At 59.3% G+C, this 22,294-nt stretch carries 19 protein-coding genes and 1 pseudogene; 10 read left to right on the top strand and 10 right to left on the bottom strand.

Annotated elements, in window-relative coordinates; all coding sequences use genetic code 11:
* Positions 1-78: 78 nt before the first annotated feature.
* On the bottom strand, positions 79-1,212 hold the full coding sequence (gene gcvT, locus ABIB48_RS00645; protein ID WP_110106073.1) for a glycine cleavage system aminomethyltransferase GcvT: 1,134 nt from the start codon (positions 1,210-1,212) through the stop codon (positions 79-81).
* 215 nt (positions 1,213-1,427) lie between these two features.
* Between gcvT and ABIB48_RS00640 the strand changes: the two genes are divergently transcribed.
* The 5 genes from ABIB48_RS00640 to ABIB48_RS00620 all read left to right on the top strand — a co-directional run bounded on the left by ABIB48_RS00640 (position 1,428) and on the right by ABIB48_RS00620 (position 7,646).
* Positions 1,428-2,951, top strand: coding sequence for a leucyl aminopeptidase (locus ABIB48_RS00640; protein WP_354211361.1), 1,524 nt, complete (start codon positions 1,428-1,430; stop codon positions 2,949-2,951).
* Between the two features lie 244 nt (positions 2,952-3,195).
* The gene (gene lpdA / locus ABIB48_RS00635; protein ID WP_354211359.1) at positions 3,196-4,578 is read left to right on the top strand and encodes a dihydrolipoyl dehydrogenase; all 1,383 of its coding nucleotides are present in this window, start codon (positions 3,196-3,198) and stop codon (positions 4,576-4,578) included.
* A gap of 140 nt (positions 4,579-4,718) precedes the next feature.
* A complete protein-coding gene (gene sucB / locus ABIB48_RS00630) occupies positions 4,719-6,425 on the top strand; it encodes a 2-oxoglutarate dehydrogenase, E2 component, dihydrolipoamide succinyltransferase (RefSeq protein ID WP_354211357.1) in 1,707 nt (568 codons plus the stop codon).
* Positions 6,426-6,550: 125 nt separating this feature from the next.
* Positions 6,551-6,901, top strand: a complete 351-nt coding sequence (locus ABIB48_RS00625; RefSeq protein WP_110106070.1) for a hypothetical protein — start codon at positions 6,551-6,553, stop codon at positions 6,899-6,901.
* A gap of 316 nt (positions 6,902-7,217) precedes the next feature.
* Positions 7,218-7,646: an OsmC family peroxiredoxin gene (locus ABIB48_RS00620; RefSeq protein ID WP_110106069.1), complete on the top strand. Its 429-nt coding sequence runs from the start codon at positions 7,218-7,220 to the stop codon at positions 7,644-7,646.
* A gap of 113 nt (positions 7,647-7,759) precedes the next feature.
* Here ABIB48_RS00620 and ABIB48_RS00615 read toward each other — a convergent pair whose 3' ends face one another.
* Positions 7,760-9,595, bottom strand: coding sequence for a serine/threonine-protein kinase (locus ABIB48_RS00615; protein ID WP_354211354.1), 1,836 nt, complete (start codon positions 9,593-9,595; stop codon positions 7,760-7,762).
* An 82-nt stretch (positions 9,596-9,677) separates the two neighbouring features.
* Here ABIB48_RS00615 and lipB point away from each other — a divergent pair.
* The 3 genes and pseudogenes from lipB to ABIB48_RS00600 form a co-directional block, all read left to right on the top strand.
* A pseudogene (gene lipB / locus ABIB48_RS00610) lies at positions 9,678-10,424 on the top strand (lipoyl(octanoyl) transferase LipB); the annotation flags it as partial.
* The gene (lipA, locus tag ABIB48_RS00605) at positions 10,421-11,437 is read left to right on the top strand and encodes a lipoyl synthase (RefSeq protein ID WP_110106066.1); all 1,017 of its coding nucleotides are present in this window, start codon (positions 10,421-10,423) and stop codon (positions 11,435-11,437) included. The pseudogene lipB and the gene lipA, both read left to right, overlap by 4 nt.
* A 31-nt stretch (positions 11,438-11,468) precedes the next feature.
* On the top strand, positions 11,469-12,230 hold the full coding sequence (locus tag ABIB48_RS00600; RefSeq protein ID WP_315915046.1) for a DUF4191 domain-containing protein: 762 nt from the start codon (positions 11,469-11,471) through the stop codon (positions 12,228-12,230).
* Between the two features lie 89 nt (positions 12,231-12,319).
* Here ABIB48_RS00600 and ABIB48_RS00595 read toward each other — a convergent pair whose 3' ends face one another.
* A complete protein-coding gene (locus ABIB48_RS00595; RefSeq protein WP_110106064.1) occupies positions 12,320-12,757 on the bottom strand; it encodes an RDD family protein in 438 nt (145 codons plus the stop codon).
* A 178-nt stretch (positions 12,758-12,935) separates the two neighbouring features.
* Here ABIB48_RS00595 and glnA point away from each other — a divergent pair, with 178 nt between their 5' ends.
* Positions 12,936-14,360 carry a type I glutamate--ammonia ligase gene (glnA, locus tag ABIB48_RS00590; protein WP_110106063.1) on the top strand — a complete coding sequence of 475 codons (1,425 nt, stop codon included), beginning with the start codon at positions 12,936-12,938 and terminating at the stop codon, positions 14,358-14,360.
* A 128-nt stretch (positions 14,361-14,488) separates the two neighbouring features.
* On the opposite strand, the gene ABIB48_RS00585 is transcribed toward glnA, so the two are convergent.
* From ABIB48_RS00585 to ABIB48_RS00575, 3 genes are all read right to left on the bottom strand, one after another.
* The gene (locus ABIB48_RS00585) at positions 14,489-15,400 is read right to left on the bottom strand and encodes a glutaminase (RefSeq protein ID WP_354211993.1); all 912 of its coding nucleotides are present in this window, start codon (positions 15,398-15,400) and stop codon (positions 14,489-14,491) included.
* Positions 15,401-15,542: 142 nt separating this feature from the next.
* Entirely contained in the window at positions 15,543-16,277 is a 735-nt protein-coding gene (locus ABIB48_RS00580; protein WP_110106062.1) for an amino acid ABC transporter ATP-binding protein, read from the bottom strand.
* Entirely contained in the window at positions 16,274-17,701 is a 1,428-nt protein-coding gene (locus ABIB48_RS00575) for an amino acid ABC transporter substrate-binding protein/permease (protein WP_502914092.1), read from the bottom strand. Before ABIB48_RS00575 ends, ABIB48_RS00580 begins: the two co-directional genes overlap by 4 nt.
* A gap of 316 nt (positions 17,702-18,017) precedes the next feature.
* On the opposite strand from ABIB48_RS00575, the gene ABIB48_RS00570 reads away from it, so the two are divergent.
* Complete coding sequence (locus ABIB48_RS00570) at positions 18,018-19,514, top strand: arylsulfatase (RefSeq protein WP_110106061.1); 1,497 nt, start codon at positions 18,018-18,020, stop codon at positions 19,512-19,514.
* A gap of 4 nt (positions 19,515-19,518) precedes the next feature.
* Here the strand turns inward: ABIB48_RS00570 and ABIB48_RS00565 are convergent, their stop codons facing one another.
* From ABIB48_RS00565 to ABIB48_RS00550, 4 genes are all read right to left on the bottom strand, one after another.
* Complete coding sequence (locus ABIB48_RS00565) at positions 19,519-20,991, bottom strand: beta-sandwich domain-containing protein (protein WP_354211346.1); 1,473 nt, start codon at positions 20,989-20,991, stop codon at positions 19,519-19,521.
* 28 nt (positions 20,992-21,019) lie between these two features.
* Positions 21,020-21,268 (bottom strand): hypothetical protein, encoded by a 249-nt coding sequence (locus ABIB48_RS00560; RefSeq protein WP_315915041.1) that lies wholly within the window; start codon positions 21,266-21,268, stop codon positions 21,020-21,022.
* A gap of 146 nt (positions 21,269-21,414) precedes the next feature.
* Complete coding sequence (locus tag ABIB48_RS00555) at positions 21,415-22,044, bottom strand: Gfo/Idh/MocA family protein (RefSeq protein WP_354211344.1); 630 nt, start codon at positions 22,042-22,044, stop codon at positions 21,415-21,417.
* Complete coding sequence (locus ABIB48_RS00550; protein ID WP_354211342.1) at positions 21,972-22,265, bottom strand: hypothetical protein; 294 nt, start codon at positions 22,263-22,265, stop codon at positions 21,972-21,974. Before ABIB48_RS00550 ends, ABIB48_RS00555 begins: the two co-directional genes overlap by 73 nt.
* Positions 22,266-22,294 lie beyond the last annotated feature (29 nt).

Raw genomic sequence — 22,294 nt, 5'->3', positions numbered from 1 at the left:
AGGGCGTTGGCGGGGCGGGGCACCGCGGTGGTATGGCACTTATGGCGGCCTTATCAGGATGCTGGCCGGGCACACTTCTTAGGCTTTTACCTTGACGGTGACGAATGGCGGCTTGACCACGCTCACGCCCAATCGGCGTCCACGAATGTCCAGTGCCAGTTCCTGCCCCCATTCCACGCCTGGGTCAACCAAGGCCAGTGCCACGCCGTTACCCAGGGTGGGCGAAAAGGTTCCGGAGGTTGTGTGCCCCACAACCGTGCCTGCGGCATCGAGGACATCAACACCGGCACGCGGCACTCCGCGTTCTGTGGCCAACAGGCCCACGGACTTGCGCTTCACACCGTCCAGCTTTTGGGTACTCAAAGTTTCCTTGCCCCAGAATTCCGGCTTTTTCCACCCTACAGCCCAGCCAATACCGGCCTCCAGCGCTGTGATCTCTGTGGAAAGTTCATGTCCGTGCAGGGCATAACCCATCTCGGTACGTAGTGTGTCGCGGGCACCAAGACCCGCAGCACGGCCACCAGCGTTCGCCACTGCCACGGCCAGCGCCTCCCACACCACGGCGGCGTTTGCCCAGGCCGGAACCACTTCGTAGCCGATCTCTCCCGTGTAGCCGGTGCGGCACACGGTTAAGGAAATCTCTTCTCCGTGCAGAGAAACTGTGGTGTCAACGAAGGACATATAGTCCGCGGGTGTGGGCAGGCCTACGGCGTCAAGCACGTCGCTAGCCAGCGGACCCTGGACAGCGAAAACACCAAATTCGCGGTGCAGGTTCAAAATCTCAACGTCACTTCCCTCGGCATCGCGGGCTGCTTCCAAGGCCGCAACAACGGCACTGGTGTTGGCTGCGTTGGGGATCAGGAACAGATCATCCTCGGCGCGTAGATACGCGATGAGGTCATCGGTGACTGTGCCGGCGTCGGTCAGGGCCAGGGTGTACTGGGCACTGCCGGGCTTGATCCGGTTGAGGTCATTGGAGAAGCAGCGGTTCGCGAACTCGACGGCACCGGCCCCCCGAATTTCGGCCTTGCCCAGGTGGGAGACGTCAAAGAGGCCAACCGTGGTCCGCACAGCCTTATGCTCGGCCACCACACCGCCGCCGTCATACTGCAGCGGCATCAGCCAACCGCCAAATTCAGCCATCTTTGCTCCGTGGCTGGTGTGCCACTCATGCAAGGGCCCGTGCAGGAGTTCTTCGGAATTTTCACTCATGGCTCATACGGTACCGCAGGCTGGGGTGGCTTCGGTTGCACTGGGGCTCCAAGGTGCCAACACTGAGCAATCATTGGGTAATCGTTGGGCAGTCGTTGGCCAAAGACTGGGAAGTAGCGGGGCATTGGGAAGGCATTTACGATGGCGGCTTTGAGGATACGATCGAAGACAGCATCACAATTCATCAACACCCCACAGTGAGGACAAAATTTCCCGTGAGTGTCAAAGACATTATCAGCTTCCGTGTCATCAATACCGACTTGGCGAAAGCTTCCTCCGATGCCTTGGTGATTGCTGTGGCCAAGGGTGCCAACGGTCCTGTAATCCTCGATTCCCCGCTCTCCCCCGCAGCCTTGGCGTCCTTGAAGGAAACGTTGACGGCTTTGGGCGTGACCGGAGCAGCTGACCAGGTGGTGCGCCTGCCCGGACACCCGGATACGGGTGCCACCATCTTGGTGCTCGCTGGTGTGGGACCCGTCAAGGGAACCGCTGTCACCGAAGAGGCGCTGCGCCGGATGGCAGGTGCCACGTTGCGTGCACTTGCAGGTCTCAAGCATGTGGTTTTTGCCGTGCCAACTACAACGGTCAGCCATGTTGCCGCGCTTGCCGAGGGTGCCGCATTGGGCAGCTACCAGTTCGCCAGCATGCACACGAGCGCATCCGGGCGCAAACTCCCCGTCTCCAAGGTCACAATTCATTCCACGCTGGCTAAGGACCCGGAACTGGCAGCCGCCTTGGAGCGCTCCTCCATTGTGGCCAAGGCTGTCAATGCCACCCGCACCCTAGTCAACGAACCGCCGAGCACGTTATACCCGGCCACATTTGCTGACGCAGCACGGGAACTCTCCAAGGGCCTACCCGTGAAGCTCACGGTTCTGGATGAGAAGCGCCTGCTGAAGGAAGGCTGGGGCGGCATCATGGGCGTGGGCCAGGGCTCGTCAAGGCCTCCGCGCATGGTCAAGGTTGAATACAAGTCAGAGCGCGCCGTGGCCAACCTCGCGTTCGTTGGCAAGGGCATTACCTTTGACAGCGGCGGAATTTCCATCAAGCCCGGCGCCGGAATGGTCACCATGAAATGTGACATGGCAGGTGCTGCCGCAGTACTCAACGCCGTGCTGGCGGTGGCAGCTCTGGGGCTTGCCGTCAATGTCACCGGCTGGCTGTGCATTGCCGAGAACATGCCTTCAGGGACGGCCATCCGCCCCTCCGATGTGTTGACAATGTTCGGCGGGAAAACTGTTGAGGTGCTCAACACTGACGCCGAGGGACGCTTGGTCATGGCCGATGGCCTGGTTGCTGCTTCAGCGGAATTCCCCGATGTCATCATTGATGTTGCCACTCTGACGGGCGCTCAAGTCATGGCTTTGGGTCACCGCACCGCCGGTGTCATGGGCGATGAGGGTGTCACCGCCGCACTGAAGGCTGCGGCCGACAGGGCAGGCGAGCTCATCTGGCCCATGCCGCTGCCGGAGGAGCTACGCCCTTCCTTGGATTCCCCCGTTGCGGACATGGCCAACATTGGCGAACGCATGGGTGGAATGATGACCGCAGCCGTCTTCTTGCAGGAGTTTATTGGCAAGAGCAAGGACGGAGAAACCATTCCTTGGGCCCATTTGGATATTGCCGGGCCAGCTTTCAACGAAAGCGCACCCTACGGTTACACCCCCAAGCAGGGAACAGGAATGTCCGTCCGGACCCTGGTGGCTTACGTTGAGGATGTTGTTGCGCGAAGCGCGTAAACGCCACCACACCGTCACGGCTGCTGCAGCAGTTTCAAAAAAGTGAGTATGACCACATTCGCGTTTCTGTGACACCCGTGACGGTGCAGTACTAGGCAACTAACGTAAGGTAAACCCTGAAAGTATTTATCTTTGACTTCGAAGAAGTCTGGAAGTTCCACGAGAACTCTCAGCCTTCTCTCAATAAATGATGAGATGACGCGCCAAAAATGCGCGCGTCACCCGAACGCGAGGGAGCGTCTAAGTGGCCGAACAGGCAGCTGGGCAAGAATTCGATATTTTGATTCTGGGCGGTGGCAGCGGCGGTTACGCCACTGCTCTGCGGGCAGTCCAATTGGGTATGACCGTTGGTCTGGTGGAGAAGGGCAAGCTGGGCGGTACGTGCCTGCACAACGGCTGTATCCCCACCAAGGCACTGCTTCACGCAGCCGAGGTCGCAGACCTCGCCCGTGAAGGATCCTCCATCGGTGTCAACAGCCAACTCAATGGCATTGACCTGGTGGGCGTTAACAAGTACAAAGACGACATCATTGCAGGGAAGTTCAAGGGCCTGCAGGGACTCATCAAGGGTAAGGGTGTGACGGTCATCGAAGGCGAAGGCCGTCTGACCGCTGCCAATACCATCACCGTCAATGGTGTGAACTACACGGGTAAGAACATTGTTCTGGCCACGGGTTCATACTCCCGCAGCCTGCCCGGGCTGGAAATTGGCGGCAAGGTCATCACCTCTGATGAAGCCTTGAAAATGACTGAACTGCCCAAGAGCGCCATTGTGCTTGGCGGCGGCGTCATTGGCGTCGAATTTGCTTCCGTGTGGAAGTCCTTCGGCGTCGATGTGACCATCATCGAAGGTATGGCCTCACTGGTACCCAACGAAGATGCCTCCATCATCAAGGTCCTTGAGCGCACCTTCCGCAAGCGTGGCATCAAGTTCAACACCGGCACCTTCTTCCAGGGTGTGGAGCAGAACAACGACGGCGTCAAGGCAACCTTGGTTGACGGCAAGACCTTCGAAGCTGACCTCATGCTGGTCGCCGTTGGCCGTGGCCCGTCCACAGCCGGCATGGGCTTTGAAGAAGCTGGTGTCACGGTTGACCGCGGCTTCGTCATCACCAACGATCGTCTGCACACCGGCGTAGGCAACGTCTACGCCGTGGGCGACATTGTTCCCGGTATCCAGCTTGCTCACCGCGGCTTCCAGCAGGGTATTTTTGTGGCCGAGGAAATCGCCGGCATGAACCCGGTCATCGTCGAAGACATCAACATCCCCAAGGTCACCTACTGTGACCCGGAGATTGCCTCCGTCGGTTTGAACGAGAAGCAGGCCAAGGAAAAGTTTGGCGACGCCAACGTCGAATCCACCGAGTACAACCTTGCTGGTAACGGCAAGAGCGCCATCTTGGGTACCGGCGGCATCATCAAGTTTGTCCGCGAAAAGGATGGCCCCGTTGTGGGTGTTCACATGATCGGCAGCCACATTGGTGAGCAGATCGGTGAAGCACAGCTGATTGTGAACTGGGAAGCGTACCCGGAGGATATTGCAGGCCTCATCCACGCACACCCCACGCAGAACGAAGCTTTGGGAGAAGCGGCAATGGCCTTGGCCGGACGCCCGCTCCACGGCTAGCAACAACTTCTTAGTGCACTCGGCGCCAGCGCCGGGTGCACTAAGCTGAATCCAATACTTTTAGAATAAAAATTTCGGAGCAATGCACAAGCGTTCACAACGATGCAAATGCAGCGCACGAGAAGGAGAACGGGGACGCAATGTCTGAATCCGTGAACTTGCCCGCCTTGGGTGAAAGCGTTACCGAAGGAACCGTCACACGATGGCTCAAGCAAGTTGGGGACCGCGTCGAAATTGACGAGCCCTTACTGGAAGTTTCCACCGACAAGGTTGACACCGAGATCCCGTCACCCTTCGCCGGCATCTTGGAAGAAATCCTTGTACCTGAGGATGAAACAGCAGAAGTCGGAACTGCCCTGTGCCGCATTGGCACTGGCGACGGCGCACCGGCGGCTCCGGCAGCCGCGCCCGTTGAGGAAGCTCCAGCTGAGCCTGCTGCAGCCCCTGTGGCCGAGCCAGTTGCGGCCACTCCGGCAGCTCCTGCTCCCGCCACCGATGCTCACGAGCTGGTTTTGCCCGCTTTAGGTGAGTCCGTCACCGAAGGCACCGTCACCCGCTGGCTAAAGGCCGTTGGCGACACCATCGAAGTGGACGAGCCGCTGCTCGAGGTTTCCACCGACAAGGTTGACACCGAGATCCCCTCCCCCGTGGCTGGCGTCTTGCTCGAAATCCGCGTACCCGAGGATGAGACCGCCGAAGTTGGTGGCGTTCTGGCGCTCATCGGTTCCGCCGGTACCGCACCAGCTGCTGCACCTGCCGAAGCTCCGGCACCTGCCGCGGCACCCGCACCGGCCGCTGAGGCACCTGCTGCTGCACCTGCCGCCGCTCCGGCTCCTGTTGCAGCACCCGCTCCGGCCGCCCCGGCACCCGTTGCTGCTCCGGCTCCTTTTGCTGCCCCTGCGGCCTCAGGCGCCGAGTCCAACTACGTGACGCCGTTGGTCCGCAAGCTGGCCAAGACCCACGGTGTTGATCTCGCCACGGTCACCGGTTCCGGTGTTGGTGGACGTATCCGTAAGGAAGACGTCCTTGCAGCAGCAGAGGCCGCGAAGGCCGTTGCAGCTCCGGCCACCGCATCAGCCCCCGCCCCGGCAGCGAAATCCGCTCCCGCCGTGGTGCCTTCAGCACTGCGCGGCACCACGGTCAAGGCACCGCGCATCCGCCAGGTTATTGCCCGCCGTATGCGCGAATCGCTGGAAGCCTCCACGCAGCTCACGCAGGTGCACGAGATTGACATGACGCGGATCGTCAAGCTGCGCACCCAGGCCAAGGACCAGTTCCAGGCCGTCAACGGCACCAAGCTGACGTACCTGCCCTTCATTGCCAAGGCTGTCGCTGAGGCTCTTAAGGCGCACCCCTCGGTCAACGGTGAATACAATGAGGAAACTCAGATGATCACTTACCACAACGCCGAGCATCTGGCGTTTGCTGTGGACACTGACAAGGGCCTGTTGGTCCCTGTCATCTCCAACGCAGGAGATCTGAACCTTGCAGGCCTGGCCGGCAAGATTTCCGATGTTGCCGCACGCACCCGCAGCGGTAAGATCGGCCCGGACGAGCTTTCCGGTGGCACGTTCTCCATCACGAACATCGGCTCCGTTGGCGCACTGTTCGACACCCCCATCATCAACCAGCCCAACGTTGCCATCCTGGGCACCGGCGCGATCGTCAAGCGCGCAATGGTTGTTGCTGATGCAGACGGTGATGACACCATCGCCATCCGTCACATGATGTACCTGTGTCTGACGTACGATCACCGTTTGGTGGACGGCGCAGACGCTGGCCGGTTCTTGCAGACCCTCAAGGCCCGCCTTGAGGGTGGCGCCTTCGAGGCTGACCTCGGCCTGTAAGCACTTTCTTCACAAAAGTACGACGGCGGTGTGGTGACTTGGGATTCTTCAGTCACCACACCGCCGTCGTTAGTTAAGGCTGCCCTATATAGACACTCTGTCACCAAGTTGCCTAAACTGAGGGCATGGACTTTTTACGCTTAGTGCTCGTATTTTTGCATATTCTTGGTGCCGCTGCGATTGTTGGCGGCTGGCTTGCCGCCTTCAAGACGCCTACCGTTAGCCAGTGGCAGTGGATCGGTGCGCTGACACAGCTCATCACGGGACTACTGCTGGTTGGGCTGGCTGAAATGGGTGATGGAGATGTCAACAACGTCAAAATTGGCGTCAAGCTAATCATCGCCCTCATTGTTGCCGTCGCAGCGTTCATCGCTCGCCGCAAGATCAAGAACAACCAGGACGTTTCCAAGGGACTGGCACACGCAGTGGGCGGCATGGCCTTGATCAATATCGCCGTCGCCGTCTTTTGGGTCTAACACCTTACGAGGCTGTACCTGCAGGCACCGCCTCACTGCATTAAGCGCGCTTCCCGTAACGGCTGCCCATTCAAGGCAATGACCACGGGGGCGCGCTGTTTTTTTGCAGCCAGCTTATTGCCTCCCGCGGTTCTGCCACGGCGAACACTAAAAGCGTCTATGCGATGCGGTTGTGCCAATTGTGACGAATCTTGGTAGTTTTACGATGTGGAATTTCAATTCCGTTCACGCCGAGGCGATCAAGAGCATATGGTAGTTGTATAGCTGGCTGCACGCAGCAAGCTACACCCCATTTGAATCTTCATAAGGAGTTACCATGGCTACAACTCGCAACGCCCACGCAGGCTGGGTCGGCGACCTTCCCACCGGCGCCGGACAGGTCACCTTGGACAGCTCGGAACTTGGCACCTTTGATATCACCTGGAAGGCACGCGCAGAAGCTGCCGAGGGAAAGACCAGCCCGGAAGAGCTGATCGCCGCCGCGCACGCATCCTGCTTCGCCATGGCATTCTCGAACGAGCTCAGCACGGCCGGACACGCTGCCGACTACGTCAACACCAGCGCCGCCGTGACGTTTGTACCCGGCACCGGCATCACCGGCAGCCACCTGACTCTTGCCGCCAAGATCCCCGGCATCAGCCAGGAAGACTTCGATACGATCTCCAACGCAGCCAAGTCAGGTTGCCCCGTTTCGGCGGCACTGGCCGGCGTGGAAATCACCCTCGACGCGACACTCGAAGCATAGTCTTTACCAACGTTCGCCAAGAGGCGGCAGCTGCTTTTGCGGCTGCCGCCTCTTGTGTGAGTGCCGCTGAAAGCGCGGCTGGTCAGGTCTGTGAGCTCATTTCGGAACGGACCCTATTGTGGCGTGGGGGCGGCGTTAAGAATTTCTTGAATGGTCCATCTAGAATCTGCCCGCGTCAGCACGAATCGAAGCTCTTGGCGCCGCTCCTTTGGATAGTTGTGCACCAGCGCCCCGGTGGAGTCCTGCTCTGCGAAGGCACTGGTAATAATGGTGGCCTGCACCGTGGCAATGGCATCTTTAGCTACGTCACCCCCTGTTACTGATCCTCCAGCAGGGGTGTGATGGACTTTTTCCACCGTGAATTCCAACCCCGTGAAGCCGTGACCTTCCGCTTCCAAAGCCTCCACTATGGCCACGTCTGCCGCCAGTGCCGGCGAGTTAGCCGCATTAATGTGGCTAAGGAGAGTCTCATCCGTGTTGGAAAGTGCATAAGAACGCACCCACGCCAGCGCTGGCAGCGCATCCGCCGCCGCCGTTGACATGAGCCCCAAACGGATCTGTGGAGGGAGTGCCCGGGCCCAAACAGGTGCCTTCTCAACAGCCTCCGCTGCCGGTGCGTCCTGGTCACGTGGGGTTTGATTCGTTCCCGGGGTCCCTAGATCACCCTGCAGCCGTCCTCCCACGGACACAGCAACCCCAAACAGGAGTACTCCCATGACCAATAGGGCGATTAACCAGAGCCGTAATTTGCTGGCCCTTGTGCCCACTCGATCACGGCGCCCCTGTCTGGCACGCCCGTCTCGTCGGCGCCCTTGCCTTCGATGCACAGCCCGTCGATGCCTTTGCCCGTCTGCTCCTAGCTCCAACCGTGCGACTGGATTCTTAGCAGGCCTAGGCACCCTTTCACCGCTCCCCCACAGCAGTGCCAACCCCTTGATTTTCCTGTGCCGCCGGAACCAACTCGCCTTCTTCAACGGAGCAACTTCCGCGCCACCGTTTCTTATGCCACCCATAAACCACGACCGGCCGTGAGAGCGCACCTTCCGACGCCGCTTTGGTTTGACCAGTACACTGTGACGGGTCGGTAGCTCGGGGAGGACGCTGGGATGAACAGCGTGGGCCAAGATGAGCGCCTCCGCCCGTGCACTTCGAAAGACTGCTTGGGCCAAAGCCGCCGCCGTGGGTCTCTGCCTCGGATCTTCCTGCAACCCGGCTTCGAGGGCTGCTACAAGTTCACGGGGCACATCCCGGACCAGACTGGACAAGGGAGCCCGGCCACGGGTGAGCGGTGGGGTGTACCCCGTCAATACAAACCAGCCCACTGCGGCCAGAGCATAAACATCAGATGCCGTATCGCGGCGCGTATCGGATGGACAATAGAACCCCGCGGTGCCCGATGGCGTTTCCACGGTGTCCCCTAGCACCCGGCTGACGCCAAAGTCGGCAAGGTACGGTTTTCCACTGGCGCTCAGCAGCACATTCCCGCTGGAAATATCGCCGTGAACCGCTCCGCGTTCATGCAAAAAATCCAGCACCTGTCCCATGGGCGTCAGGATTGTCACGGCCTCTCCCACCGAAAGAACTCCCCTGGCGTGCACAATCTGGGTCAAGGAACCTCCCGCCGCATACTCCATGATGAGGACAAGAGAGCCATCCTGGTCTGTCACGAGTCCCGCTACCGGGATCAGATGTTCATGCCTGAACTGGGCCAGAAGCCCCCATTCTCGCGTGACCTGGCTCTCATTATGACGGTGCGGGTCTACTCTTTGACTCACGGCCAACGAGCCGGGTGCGGGAACCAAAAATTTTGCTGCCACATGCTTTGAACCGTCCTGTGGGGCCATCAGCCACACCTGCCCCTGTGACCCCTGCCCCAGACACCGCACGGGATCAAAGCCGGAAAGGCGAGGCGGCCTCGACGTGCGCACAGAATTCGCGGAAATGTCCATATCTAAGTAGTAGTCGCCATTTGCAGATCTTGCTTGAAGTTATCCACAGCTATGACGGCCGCCAGTATTTTCTGATTTACGCGAAAAAGCTTCATCCTCTAAAGTGTCAGCTATGAGTGTTGAGTTCACAGAAGTTGGATTTACCCCGAATTTCATTGACTACGCCACCGCCTGGGACTTGCAACGTCGCGTCCACGGCGCCGTCGTTTCGGGCACCGCGCCTAACACTGTCCTGCTTCTAGAACATGCCCCTGTTTACACAGCGGGCAAACGGACAGAAGACCACGAGCGGCCTTTCGATGGGACACCCGTGATCAATGTTGATCGTGGTGGCAAACTCACGTGGCATGGCCCAGGCCAGCTCGTGATGTACCCGATCGTCCGCCTGCGGGATGCTCACAGTATCCGCGAGTATGTCCACGCCCTCGAAGAGATCATCATCGAAGTCCTGGCCAAGTCCAACATTGTTGGCGTACGTGTCGACGGACGCGCAGGCATCTGGCTTCTCTCCGATGCCAAGGGTCCCACCAGGAAAATTGCAGCCATTGGTATTAGGGTTCACGAAGGCGTGACTATGCACGGCATCGCCATCAACGCCAACAACAGTTTGGCCCCCTACAACCAGATCATCGCCTGCGGTATTGCGGATGCTGGCACCACCACCATGGCGGCAGAGACCGGGGTTGACATTACTCCGACGGGGCTGCTGCATCACCTAAAGGACGCCACAACAAGGTTCTTGGCGCCTCTCATCACCGAACCAGAGCCCCCAGTGGCATCAACCGCCAACCCCGCAGATGCGGCTCGGCCAGAAGGAGTATTGCTGTGACGTTGGCACCTGAAGGGCGCAAGCTACTGCGCATTGAACAGCGGAACGCGGCCGTCCCTGTGGAGCGCAAGCCTGAGTGGATGAAGGCCAAGGTCTCCATGGGCCCTGAGTACATTGCCATGAAAAACCTGGTTAAGGGCCAGGGGCTGCACACTGTCTGCGAAGAAGCAGGCTGTCCCAACATTTTCGAATGCTGGGAAGACCGGGAGGCCACGTTCCTCATTGGCGGGTCTGAATGCACCCGCCGCTGTGACTTCTGCCAAATTGATACGGGCAAACCCTCACCCATTGACATGTTTGAACCCACCAAGGTGGCCCGCTCTGTGGTCAAAATGAACCTGCGGTACGCCACCGTCACGGGCGTGGCCCGCGACGACCTGGCAGATGAGGGCGTCTGGCTCTACGCCGAGACGGTCCGTAAGATTCACGAACTCAACCCGAACACCGGCGTCGAACTTCTCATCCCCGACTTTTCCGGCAAGCCCGAGAACATCGCCGCGATCTGCGAGTCAGCCCCCGAGGTGTTCGCCCACAATGTCGAGACCGTTCCGCGCATCTTCAAACGCATCCGCCCCGCCTTCCGTTACGACCGCTCTCTGGATGTCATCAGTCAGGGACGGGACCTGGGCATGGTCACCAAGTCCAACCTGATCTTGGGCATGGGAGAAACCCGCGAGGAACTCTCCCAGGCGTTGCAGGACCTGCACGATGCCGGAACCGATCTAATCACCATCACCCAGTACCTGCGCCCTTCTGAACGTCATCTTCCCGTGGACCGCTGGGTCAAGCCGCAAGAGTTCTTGGAACTCTCTCAAGAAGCCGAGGAAATTGGGTTCCTGGGTGTCATGAGCGGGCCGTTGGTGCGCTCCTCCTACCGGGCCGGCCGGCTCTGGGCCACGGCCATGCGCAAGAAGGGCCTGGACATCCCGGAACACCTCGCCCACATTGCCGAAGGCATTGAAGATTCAGGCTTCACACGCCAGGAAGCCGCGTCCTTGCTGGCCGCACAATAATTCCATCCAAACCCGCTAGAATTGAATCACTATGGCCAAATCTGACTCATCATCCAGCAGCACTGACGACACCAAGCGCTCCCTTTTTTCGCGCAAGCCCAAGGCTGAGAAGCCGAAAAAGAACAAAAAGCCCAGCCGTATCAAGCAAATGGTGGACATCTTTAAGATGACCCGTAAGCATGATCCGATGGTTACCTGGCTGATGCTTGGCGCATTCCTGGTGCCCATCGCCGTTGCTTTCGGTATCGGCTTCTTGCTGGATAACTGGATCACAGGTTTGCTGCTCGGCATCCCTCTGGGCCTGCTATGCGCTCTGTTGATCATGTCCCGCCGCGCCGAACGCGCTGCCTACTCACAGATTGAAGGCAAGGCAGGTGCAGCCGGTGCCGCGCTGAGCTCCTTGAAGAAGGGGTGGATCTTTGACGAGCAGCCCGCATCGGTGAACCCACGCACCCAGGACGTGGTGTTCCGTGCCATCGGAAAGCCCGGCATTGTCTTGGTGACCGAAGGCCCCTCCGCCCGTGTCAAGGGCTTGGTCGACGCCGAACGACGCCGTCTCAACCGGATCCTGCCCAACGTCACTGTCACGGTCATTGAGACTGGCAAGGGTGAAGGACAGGTGCCGATCGCCAAGGTCACTAAGAAGATGGGCAAGCTCAAGAATGAGCTGACCAAGGTTGAGGTCAGTGCCGTGAACAAGCGCATCACCTCCATGGGTAACAAGCTGCCCATCCCCAAGGGTATTGACCCTTACAAGGCACGCCCCGACCGCAAAGCCTCACGCGGACGTTAGTAACTACTGATAAGTGAAAGGGCCCGGCAGGAATTCCTGCCGGGCCCTTTCACATCTGCTTCGAACATGCCCGTCTGGCTCGTACGTCTCTAGCGGCGGATCAAGATGGACTTAATGGCCTGGTCGTGAAGGCCGCGGTGATCAGCATCCACAATGATGGCTGGAATGACCAGGCACACCAGTAGGGCTCGAATCACTCCTGCCAGTAACCCGGGCTGCCGGCCATCCAGCCTGACCACTTCAATGCCCATGATGCGGTGGCCCACGCTGTAGCCAAGAAGGCCCACAAGAAGCATTTGTTCGGCTGCGAAGATGGCAAGAATGGCGTTGGGATTGCCGTCAAAGAAGGCAATCGCAATCAGGTAGGAAAGGCCCCAATCGATGCAGAGGGCAATAATGCGCCGCCCTGCCCGAGCCATGGATCCGGGACCGGATTCGGGCTGGCCTAAACGCTCGCCCGGGAATTTGGATATATTGGAAGTGTCCGGCCCACTGAGCCAGGAAGCTATGTCTTTACGATCTACCACCCCACCAGCCTACCGCCGCCGGGTGAAACCCGGGTATCGGGCAGGCATGGAGGGGATGTAACGTGCCGGAAACATTTCCGTCACTAGTGAGTAATGGCACCGTTCTAGGCTTATGCCAGTTGTACATGCACTATGGCCGCACCCAGTCGGCCAAAATCCCCAGCGCCAAGGAGCGTAGATGTTCAAGAACGCGGAAGAAGTCCTCCAGTTCATCAAAGACGAAGATGTTAAGTTCGTCGATATTCGATTCACGGACCTGCCCGGCGTCCAGCAGCACTTCAATGTTCCGGCCAAAACAGTCGACCTGGACTTCTTTGTCCACGGCCAGCTCTTTGACGGCTCCTCTATTCGTGGATTCCAGGGCATCGCCGAATCAGATATGCAGCTGATCCCAGATCCCAAGACCGCCTTTGTGGACACGTTCCGCAAGGAAAAGACGCTCGCACTGAATTTCTCCATTGTGAACCCCCGCACGGGCGATCCTTACCACCGTGACCCTCGCGGTGTGGCCGAAAAGGCTGAGGCGTACCTGGAGTCAACAGGCATCGCCGATACCGCCTTCTTCGGCGCTGAAGCTGAATTCTTTGTCTTCGATAACATCCAGTATGAATCCTCCCCGCAGGGTTCCTTTTACAAGATCGATTCCGAAGAGGCTTACTGGAACACGGGCCGCAAGGAAGAGGGCGGAAACCTCGGTTACAAGACACCGCAAAAAGGCGGCTACTTCCCCGTGGCCCCGATTGACCACCAGGCGGATCTGCGTGACGCCATGTGCCTTGAGATGGACGCTGCGGGCCTTGAGGTCGAACGCTCCCACCACGAGGTTGGCGCTGCCGGTCAGGCAGAAATCAACTACAAGTTCAACACCCTCACGCATGCTGCGGATGACATGCAGAAGTTCAAGTACGTCATCAAGAACACTGCATGGGCCTGGGGCAAGTCCGTCACGTTCATGCCCAAGCCCGTCTTCGGTGACAACGGCTCCGGCATGCATTGCCACCAGTCGCTGTGGACCAGCGGTGAGCCGTTGTTCTACGACGAGAAGGGCTACGCTGGCCTGTCAGACATGGCACGCTGGTACATTGGCGGCCTCCTCAAGCACGCAGACGCCGTACTGGCCTTCACCAACCCCACGGTGAATTCCTACCGCCGCTTGGTCAAGGGCTTTGAAGCCCCGGTGAACATGGTGTACTCACAAGGCAACCGCTCCGCCGGTATCCGTATCCCGATCACAGGCTCCAACCCGAAGGCCAAGCGCCTGGAGTTCCGCGCACCGGATCCCTCCTCCAACCCGTACCTGGCCTTCGCCGCCCAGCTGATGGCAGGCCTTGACGGTATTAAGAACCGGATTGAACCTCCGGCTCCCATCGACAAGGACCTCTACGAGCTGCCCCCGGAGGAAGCCAAGGACATCCCCAAGGCTCCCGAATCGCTCGAAGAGGCACTGATCGCTCTCGAGAACGACAACGAGTTCCTGCAGGCCGGTGGCGTCTTTACCCAGGACCTGATTGACACCTGGATCGATTACAAGCGTGAATACGAGATCAAGCCGTTGCAGCTGCGCCCGAACCCGTACGAGTTCGAGCTCTACTACGGCTGCTAGCTAAAACAAGCAGCAAACTTGGGATAGTCCGCAAGGATCAGAATCCGTGAGCGCAATGAGGGCTCGGAACAGTGCGTTCCGAGCCCTCATTGCGCTTGCATGCTCCCCGCTAGGTTACGCTTCCACGCCTAGAAGATGGACCAGCCAGTCTTGGCTGTGAATTCATCCAGCGCCGCGATGCCCGCCACGGAGTTTCCATTGGGTCCAAGCGCTGGACCCCACACGGTAATGGAACAGCGTCCGGGCACAATGGCAACAATGCCGCCACCCACCCCGCTCTTACCCGGCAGGCCCACACGGTAGGCGAACTCCCCGGCAGCGTCATAGGTTCCGCAGGTGAGCATAACGGCATTGACGCGTTTACTCTGATTAGGACTCAAAAATGGCGTACCGCCAGCAGCCACTCCGTGCCGGGCCAAGAAGCGCGATGCCTTGGCCAGATCTTCGCAACTCATGGCGAGGGCGCACTGTTTGAAGTAGCTATCCAGCACTTCATCCACTGGATTCTCCAGGTTCCCGTAACTTGCCAGAAGATGGGCCATGGATGCGTTCCGGTGACCGTGGTCCGCCTCGGAAGCGGCCACCAGTGCATCGATCTCCACCTCCGGATTCCCGGATTCCTGTCTCAGCAAGCCCCGTACCGAAGCGGCCGCGTCTCCGGTGATGGAGAGCAACCTGTCGGTAACTACCAAGGCCCCCGCATTGATGAATGGATTCCGGGGAATCCCGCGATCTGCTTCCAGCTGAACCATCGAGTTAAAGGGTGTGCCGGAGGGTTCCCTGAACACCCTTTTCCAGATGGAGTCATAGTCATAGGACATGACTAGCGCCAATGAGAATACTTTTGAAATACTTTGGATTGAGAATGGTTGCTGCCAGTCCCCCGCTCCGAAAACCTCACCGTCAGCCATGGCAACACAAATACCGAAGCTATCCGGGGAGACCTCCCCCAGACTAGGAATGTAGCTAGCCACCTCGCCTTGTAAACACAGCGGCGCCACATGGGCAACAATCTCATCCAGGATTTCCTGCATGTCCAACATGTTCGCTCCCACCGTTCATCCCGCCGTTGCACTTCACCTGCCGCACTTCTGTCTGTACTACTGCCGCTCTTCCAACTGTATTGACGTTTAAAGCAGAGGGGCGGCAGCTCGACAGCCGACGCCCCTCACACAACAAACGTTAGAGCACTTTCGCCAAGAACTCCTGCAGACGAGGCTGCGCAGCGTTGCTGAAGATGGCCTCGGGTGAGCCTTCCTCACAGATGACCCCGGCATCCATGAAGATCACCCGGTCAGCCACCTCGCGAGCAAAACCCATCTCATGCGTGACCACCACCATGGTCATGCCTTCCGCAGCCAGATCTCGAATGACCTGCAAAACCTCGCCCACCATCTCAGGGTCAAGGGCGCTGGTAGCCTCGTCGAAGAGCATGATGCCGGGGTTCATGGCCAGCGCACGCGCAATGGCCACACGCTGTTTCTGCCCGCCGGAGAGCGAGGCGGGACGGGCATCTGCCTTCTCGGACAGGCCCACACGCTTGAGCAGTTCCATGCCCTTGGCCCGGGCCGCAGCCTTGTCCAGCTTCTTGAGCTCCACCGGTGCAAGCATGATGTTCTGAAGCACGGACATGTGTGGGAACAAGTTGAAGTGCTGGAACACCATGCCGATGTTCTGACGTACAGCGTTTAGGTCTACCTTGGGCTCGGTCAAGTCAATGCCGTTAACAGTGACGGTGCCGCCGGTGATGTCCTCGAGCTTGTTCAGGCAACGTAGGAACGTGGACTTACCCGAACCTGACGGGCCAATAACACACACAACCTCGCCTTCAGCAATGTCCACATCCATGCCCTTGAGCACTTCATTGGAACCAAAGGACTTTTTAAGCCCACGGACACTTATTTTCGCAGTGCTCATTTGTTGAACTTCCTGTCAAGGACGTTGGAAAGCTGAGTCAAGATGGAGATCACAATGAAGTACAGCGCGGCCACAATCAACAGTGTTTCACCGGTACGGAAGTTGGACGCGTAAATCTGCTGGCCTTGGTAGGTCAATTCCGCAAAGCCAATCACTGCCAGCAAGGAGGTGTCCTTCAACGTGATGACGAACTGGTTGATGAACGAGGGCGTCATGATCTTCACGGCCTGGGGCACCACTACACGGCGCATGGAAGTGACGTAGCTCAGACCCAAGCTGCGGCTGGCTTCGAGCTGGCCGGGATCAACTGACTGGATGCCGCCACGAACAATCTCGGTCATGTAGGCACCCGCGTTCAGGCTCAAGGTGATAACACCTGCTGTCAGGACGTTAATGGGCTGCCCTGTCATCTGCGGCAAACCGAAGTAGAAGAAGAATGCCTGGACCAGTAACGGGGTGCCACGGAAAATAGACACATACGTAGTGGCAATGCCCCGCATGATCTTGCTTTCGGAGACCTTGAAGAAGCCGAACAGGACACCGAGGACGAGGGCGATTGCAAGCGAGAGGACGGTGGCCACCATGGTCAGCCAGAGCCCCTTCATGAGGGCGGGGAAGCTGTCCGCAACGAGCTGGAAGAAGCTGCCCTGCTCGGTGGCCTCGGTCTTGGCCAGGTAGGTGTCCAAGATCAAGTCGTACTCGCCATTGGCCTTCAACTCGGCCAAGCCGGTGTCAAACGCCTTCAGCAGGTCCTGATTTTGGCCCTTGTTAACGGCGAAGCCGTAGGAGCTGCCCTGTTCTTTTTCGGTGACAATCTTCAGCCCGTTGTTCTGGCTGACACCGTAAGCGAGCACCGGGTAGTCGTCGAACACGGCCACGGAGTTGCCGGCCTTGACGTCGTCATACATGGTGGCGGAATCTGCGAGTGCCTTGACGGTGAAACCGTATTTGCCCGCAATGGACTTGGCGAACGTTTCACCCTCGCTGCCACGCTTGGCGGTGACGCTCTTGCCCTTGAGATCGGCGTAGGTCTTGATGGCGTCGTCGTTCTTGGCCACCGCCATCTGCACACCGGAGTCAAAGTAGGGGTCGGAGAAGTCAAAGATCTTCTTGCGCTCATCCGTGATGGACATGCCAGCGATGACGCCTGCTACCTGGTTGGACTGCAATGCCTGCAACGCCGCATCAAAGCCCAATGACTTGATGTCAACTTCAAAGCCCTGACTCTTGGCAATGGCGTTGAGCAGGTCCATGTCGATGCCCACCAGATTGCCGCTGCCGTCACGGAATTCAAAGGGTGCGAAGGTGGTGTCAGTGGCAATGGCGAATTTCTTGCCCTCCACGCCGGTGTGCTGCACTGCGGTGCCCGCCGCTGCAGGTGCCGGCACGCTCAACGCTGAGGCGCCGCCAATCCCGAGCAGCATGAAAACGACGGTAAAAAAGGCGGCGAGGGCGGCAAATGTGCCGCCGCTGCGCCGCCGTAGGGGTGGAAGCCTGAGCATAAATTTTCCCTCACAACGGTGTCACGCCCTTCTTGGGGCGATTTAAGTACCCCTCGACGGTACAGCGTTTGTTCCGATCATGCGAGATGGATCACGATTCGATATCAGTTTCACCCCGAATGCGCCACTGCTGTCCATCTCTCAAGACTGCTTCATTGGGTAAGCTGGATGTACTTCCGGCCACTTCCTGGCTATCCATCCGGCCAGCATCTGACCATCCCTGTGACGAAAGTAGTACATGACCAAGCCCAATGTGATTCTCATTTGCGTCGATGAGTGGCGTGGAGATTGTTTGGGGGCTGAGGGCCACCCTTACGTTCAAACACCTCACTTGGACGAGCTAGCCGGAGCGGGCGCCCGATTCCGGCACGGCTATTCAGCAACACCCACCTGCGTTCCTGCCCGGGTGGCCTTGTTTACCGGCCAGTCCCAGGAGCGCCACGGCCGGGTGGGCTACCAGGAGGGCGTGAAGTTTGACGAGGTCCATCCGATCACGCTGCAGGGCGAGTTCCGCAAGGCGGGTTACCAAACCCAGGCGATTGGCAAGCTGCACGTATATCCGGAGCGCTCGCGCGTGGGCTTTGACGATGTCATCCTGCACGACGGATTCCTTCATTTTGCGCGCAAGGAGAACCGCCGAGACTTCAAGTTCTTTGACGACTACGTTCCGTGGCTGCGCCGCCAACCCGGTGTCACGGCGGACGAGGAGTATTTTGACCACGGTGCAGGCTGCAACTCCACCGTGGCCCGCCCGTGGGACAAGGCGGAGCGGCTGCACCCCACGTCTTGGCTTGGCAGCCAAACAGTGGAATGGCTGTACCGCCGCGACACCACGGTCCCCTTCTTCTTGTACCTGTCCTTTCACCGCCCCCATCCCCCCTACGATCCCCCTGCCTGGGCTATGGAGATGTACCTTGACCTACCGGCCTTTAAGCGCCGAGTAGGCGATTGGGAGCACCACTTCGAATCGGTACGCCGCGACGGCTACCACCAGACGAGCTTTGGGACGCTGCCGGAGGCCGTCACCCACAGGGCCAGAGCCGGTTACTACGGGCTCATGACGCAGATTGACCTGCAGCTAGGGCGCATCTTTGAGGCCCTCAATGAATTTGGTGTGGCGGATGACACCGTCATTGCCTTCACCTCGGATCACGGTGAAATGCTTGGGGACCATGATTTCTACCGTAAGTCTGTGGGTTATGAGGGCTCTGCCCGGGTTCCCTTCATAGTGGTCCCGGCACCTAATGATCCCCGGGCCCTGCGCGGCACAGTGGTGGACGAGGTGGTGGAACTGCGCGACATCATGCCCACCCTGCTGGAACTGGCCAATGTGCCGGTCCCGGAATCCTGCGACGGTAAATCGTTGGTGAGGTTCCTGCGCCAGACACCTTCCGGAGCCGAGCCTGCCGGGGACGTTGAGCCGTGGCGTGAGTGGCTGCACGGTGAGCACGTGTACTTTGACCAATCGCTGCAGTGGGTCACCGACGGGCATGTGAAGTACCTGTGGGCCTCGGAGTGGGGTACGGAGGAGCTTTTTGATCTGGACGCGGACCCGGAGGAAATGCATAACCTCGCTCCCCTGCCCGAGTATGCTCCCTTGTTGGCATTGTGGAAATCGCGGTTGATTGCCGATCTCACCGGACGTGAGGAAGGGTTCGTGCACGACGGCGAACTGGTCACCGGTGCTCCCGTTGCCACCATGCTGGCCCACGCCCGGGCGCGCATGGCAGGCTGATCGCTCACGTCCTAGCGTTCCCGGTCTGGCGCTCGGGGTCTGGCGCCAACGAGCTGGCGCCGGCGTAATTGCGGAAAACACAAAGACAAGAGCGGCCCCGTGACACCATCAGTACCAGACCGCCCACGAGCAGAAGGCCGCCCATGCCGATCAGCGGAGCTGCGCTGCTGCCTGTCATGGCCAGATCATCGTCTCCACCGGAAGCCTCCGGAGCGGTTGGCGAGGCGGAACCTGAGCCACCGGGGTGAGTAGTTGCTACCGCTGCGCCCGTGGTGGCGGTAGCTGACATAGCTGCGCTGGTGCTAGCTGTCCCGGTGGTGGGGGGAGCTACCAGATCCTTCGTGGTGACGGGTTCCGTGGCCGGGTCAGTTGTAGGCTCCGTCGTCGGCTCAGTCGACGGAGCCACGGAAGGGTCCGTGGTTGCCGGAGCAGACGTTGCCGGGACCGTAGTTGCTGGAGCAGTGGGTGCCGGAAGGGTTTCGCCTTCAACAGCGGGAACGAATGCAATGGCAAAGACGTGCAGGTTCGCGTTGTTCGGCAACGTCACCATGGATACGGTCTTGGACGCATCAATGGCAATGGTGTTAGTGAACATGCGGTATGGGAACTCTTCATTGGCGAAACCTGCGGGCGTGTTGCGGCCGATGACTTCAACCGCAAGGCTGGCACCGTGAGCGGTAACCTCTTGGAAGCCCCAGTTGGGGAATCCGAAGGTGCCCTTGGAACTGCTGCCGTCGGTGTAGTGAACCGTGGCCTCGCCAACGGCGCCGTTGTGAACTCCGGAACCGAGGAAGGCGATCTTGCTGCCCTGGCCTTCGAACTTGAAGGTCTGCCCTGATCCAGTCACGTTATCCGGCTTGCCAGGTTCAGCTGAAGGCCACGTGAATTCGGTGCCTGCAGCGGTGATCTTCGCGCCGGGCGTGTAACCCTTCAAGGCCAGTTTCTCGCGTGAGAAGCTGTTCTTGCCACCGTCGTAGTCACCCTGCGCGGTGGTGCCCACAGTGGTGGTGCCAACATTGTCGAACAGTTCGGCCAGGCTGGCCGGAACGGGACCTGTGAACTGGTTGCGCTGCGCGAAGGAGGTCTTGACGCCATCTCCGCCTGCATAGGTTGCAGCGGCGGTGAAGTTGCGGGTTACCGAACCGGAGGGGTTGTTCGGTACGTGGATTTCTGCGGTGACAGTGGCGCTCGCACCGGCTGCCAAGGGCGCGCTCAGGCTTTGAGTCTCGGGGTACAGGGTCCAGTTGATGGGTCCTGTGATGACTACCGAAACATCCGTCATGGCTGCGTTGGAGGTGTTTTTCAGTGTGACTGTGACATCAGAAATAACCGGGCCCTGGAGATTGACCTCGGCGATGCTCATGACGAGGGCGGAATTGCTTCCTTCCGCCCCGGCAGGGGAGCCCAGGATGGTTATTGCTCCGCCAAAGACCAGCGCGGTGGCCAGCATGGCGATAAGTGCTCTTAGTTTCTTCATGTTTTGTTATTGCTCCTTTCCAGGTGCGTTAGACCACTGCTGGCATGTCGATGGCTACCGAATCCAGGCCCACACGCGGGCGGACCCAGCCGCCACGGGTGAAGTCGGGAATTTCCACTGGTTTGCCACCATCGGCCAGGGACATGACACTGAGCGGGACAGGGGCGCACCACGCTGCTGAGTCGTACACGTCAATGTCGGCAATGGTGCCTGTGCGCATGGATTGGATGGTCCGCCACGCCATGATGTAGTCCATGCCGCCGTGGTCCGGTTCCATGTAGACCCGGGCATTGGTGTTGCCGCCGCCTGCGTAATCCTCAAAAATACCGCGACTGCCGGCAAGGCTGTTGATGCGGCTGTACGGGCGTGGTGTTCAGACATCGTGTTCGGCGCGGATAATCCGGCCCTTTCCGTGCTGATCATTCAGGTGACCAGGTCACCGTTGACGTACGTCTCGTTCCAGGAACGGTGCCCCTTGGGAACAAATCTGGCGCGATAGTCGGCAAGGCCCTTGGCCAATGTGGCCGTGGCGGAGAGAGTCTTCATCCGATCGCCGCGGTTGATGTCCATGGCAGCGGCGATGGGTGCCAGTCCGTGCATCGCATAGAAGCTTGCCGTGCTCTTGGTGTGCCACTTGCGGCGCCAGTCATCCATGTAGTAACCGTCATTAAAGAGCAGATCGCGAAGATCGTGCAGATAACCGCCGTGGCCGTTGCGCACATCACCGAAGACGCCTTCATGAGCCATCTTCAGCATGGCCAATTCGTTGCGGCCGTAGGAGCAGTTCTCGGCCAGCATCATGTGCCTGCGAGTCTTTTCAGAGGTATCTACCAGATCCCACAGCTCATCAAGTCCCGTGGCGATGGGCAGTTCCACCATGGCGTGGGCGCAGGAGATAATGGCGGCTTTGCCTTGCTCGTGGTGGAATTCCCAGGGAGTGGCGATGTAGGCCAGGTCAAGGTCCATCTCATTGAGCATCGTCATGTAGGAATCGGCTGAACCACCGTACTGCTCCGGGCGTGGTCGCCCCAATGCTGCCAGACGGTCAGCCACTCGCTTGAGCGATCCGCGCGGATATCGCAAACAGCAACTACCTTGGCTCCGGGCACTGCGGCCCAGCCCTCGCTCATGGGACCGCCACGGTTCCCCAACCCAATGACGCCGATGCGCACTGTTGAGTATTTTTCAAAGGGAACGCCAATCATGGTTTCCTGGCCAGCGGGGCGCAGTTGCATGTTTCTGGCAGCCACAGCGTTGGGAGCCAGCGCAGCCATCAGGCCTGTCGCCAACACCCCCCCCCAGA

It is taken from the genome of Arthrobacter sp. UYCu511, assembly GCF_040547105.1.
Taxonomy (GTDB): domain Bacteria; phylum Actinomycetota; class Actinomycetes; order Actinomycetales; family Micrococcaceae; genus Specibacter; species Specibacter psychrochitiniphilus.
Note: the sequence above shows the minus strand (reverse complement) of the source record. Positions and strands in the feature narration are given on the sequence as shown.

Coding starts and splice junctions, on each gene's coding strand:
- glnA (WP_110106063.1), top strand. CDS start 12,936: ATGTTCAAGAACGCGGAAGAAGTCCTCCAGTTCATCAAAGACGAAGAT.
- ABIB48_RS00575 (WP_502914092.1), bottom strand. CDS start 17,701: ATGCTGCTCGGGATTGGCGGCGCCTCAGCGTTGAGCGTGCCGGCACCT.
- ABIB48_RS00580 (WP_110106062.1), bottom strand. CDS start 16,277: ATGAGCACTGCGAAAATAAGTGTCCGTGGGCTTAAAAAGTCCTTTGGT.
- gcvT (WP_110106073.1), bottom strand. CDS start 1,212: ATGAGTGAAAATTCCGAAGAACTCCTGCACGGGCCCTTGCATGAGTGG.
- sucB (WP_354211357.1), top strand. CDS start 4,719: ATGTCTGAATCCGTGAACTTGCCCGCCTTGGGTGAAAGCGTTACCGAA.
- ABIB48_RS00615 (WP_354211354.1), bottom strand. CDS start 9,595: ATGGACATTTCCGCGAATTCTGTGCGCACGTCGAGGCCGCCTCGCCTT.
- ABIB48_RS00550 (WP_354211342.1), bottom strand. CDS start 22,265: ATGGCTGCGCTGGCTCCCAACGCTGTGGCTGCCAGAAACATGCAACTG.
- ABIB48_RS00600 (WP_315915046.1), top strand. CDS start 11,469: ATGGCCAAATCTGACTCATCATCCAGCAGCACTGACGACACCAAGCGC.
- ABIB48_RS00625 (WP_110106070.1), top strand. CDS start 6,551: ATGGACTTTTTACGCTTAGTGCTCGTATTTTTGCATATTCTTGGTGCC.
- ABIB48_RS00560 (WP_315915041.1), bottom strand. CDS start 21,268: ATGGAACCGGACCACGGCGGCATGGACTACATCATGGCGTGGCGGACC.
- ABIB48_RS00565 (WP_354211346.1), bottom strand. CDS start 20,991: ATGAAGAAACTAAGAGCACTTATCGCCATGCTGGCCACCGCGCTGGTC.
- ABIB48_RS00570 (WP_110106061.1), top strand. CDS start 18,018: ATGACCAAGCCCAATGTGATTCTCATTTGCGTCGATGAGTGGCGTGGA.
- ABIB48_RS00620 (WP_110106069.1), top strand. CDS start 7,218: ATGGCTACAACTCGCAACGCCCACGCAGGCTGGGTCGGCGACCTTCCC.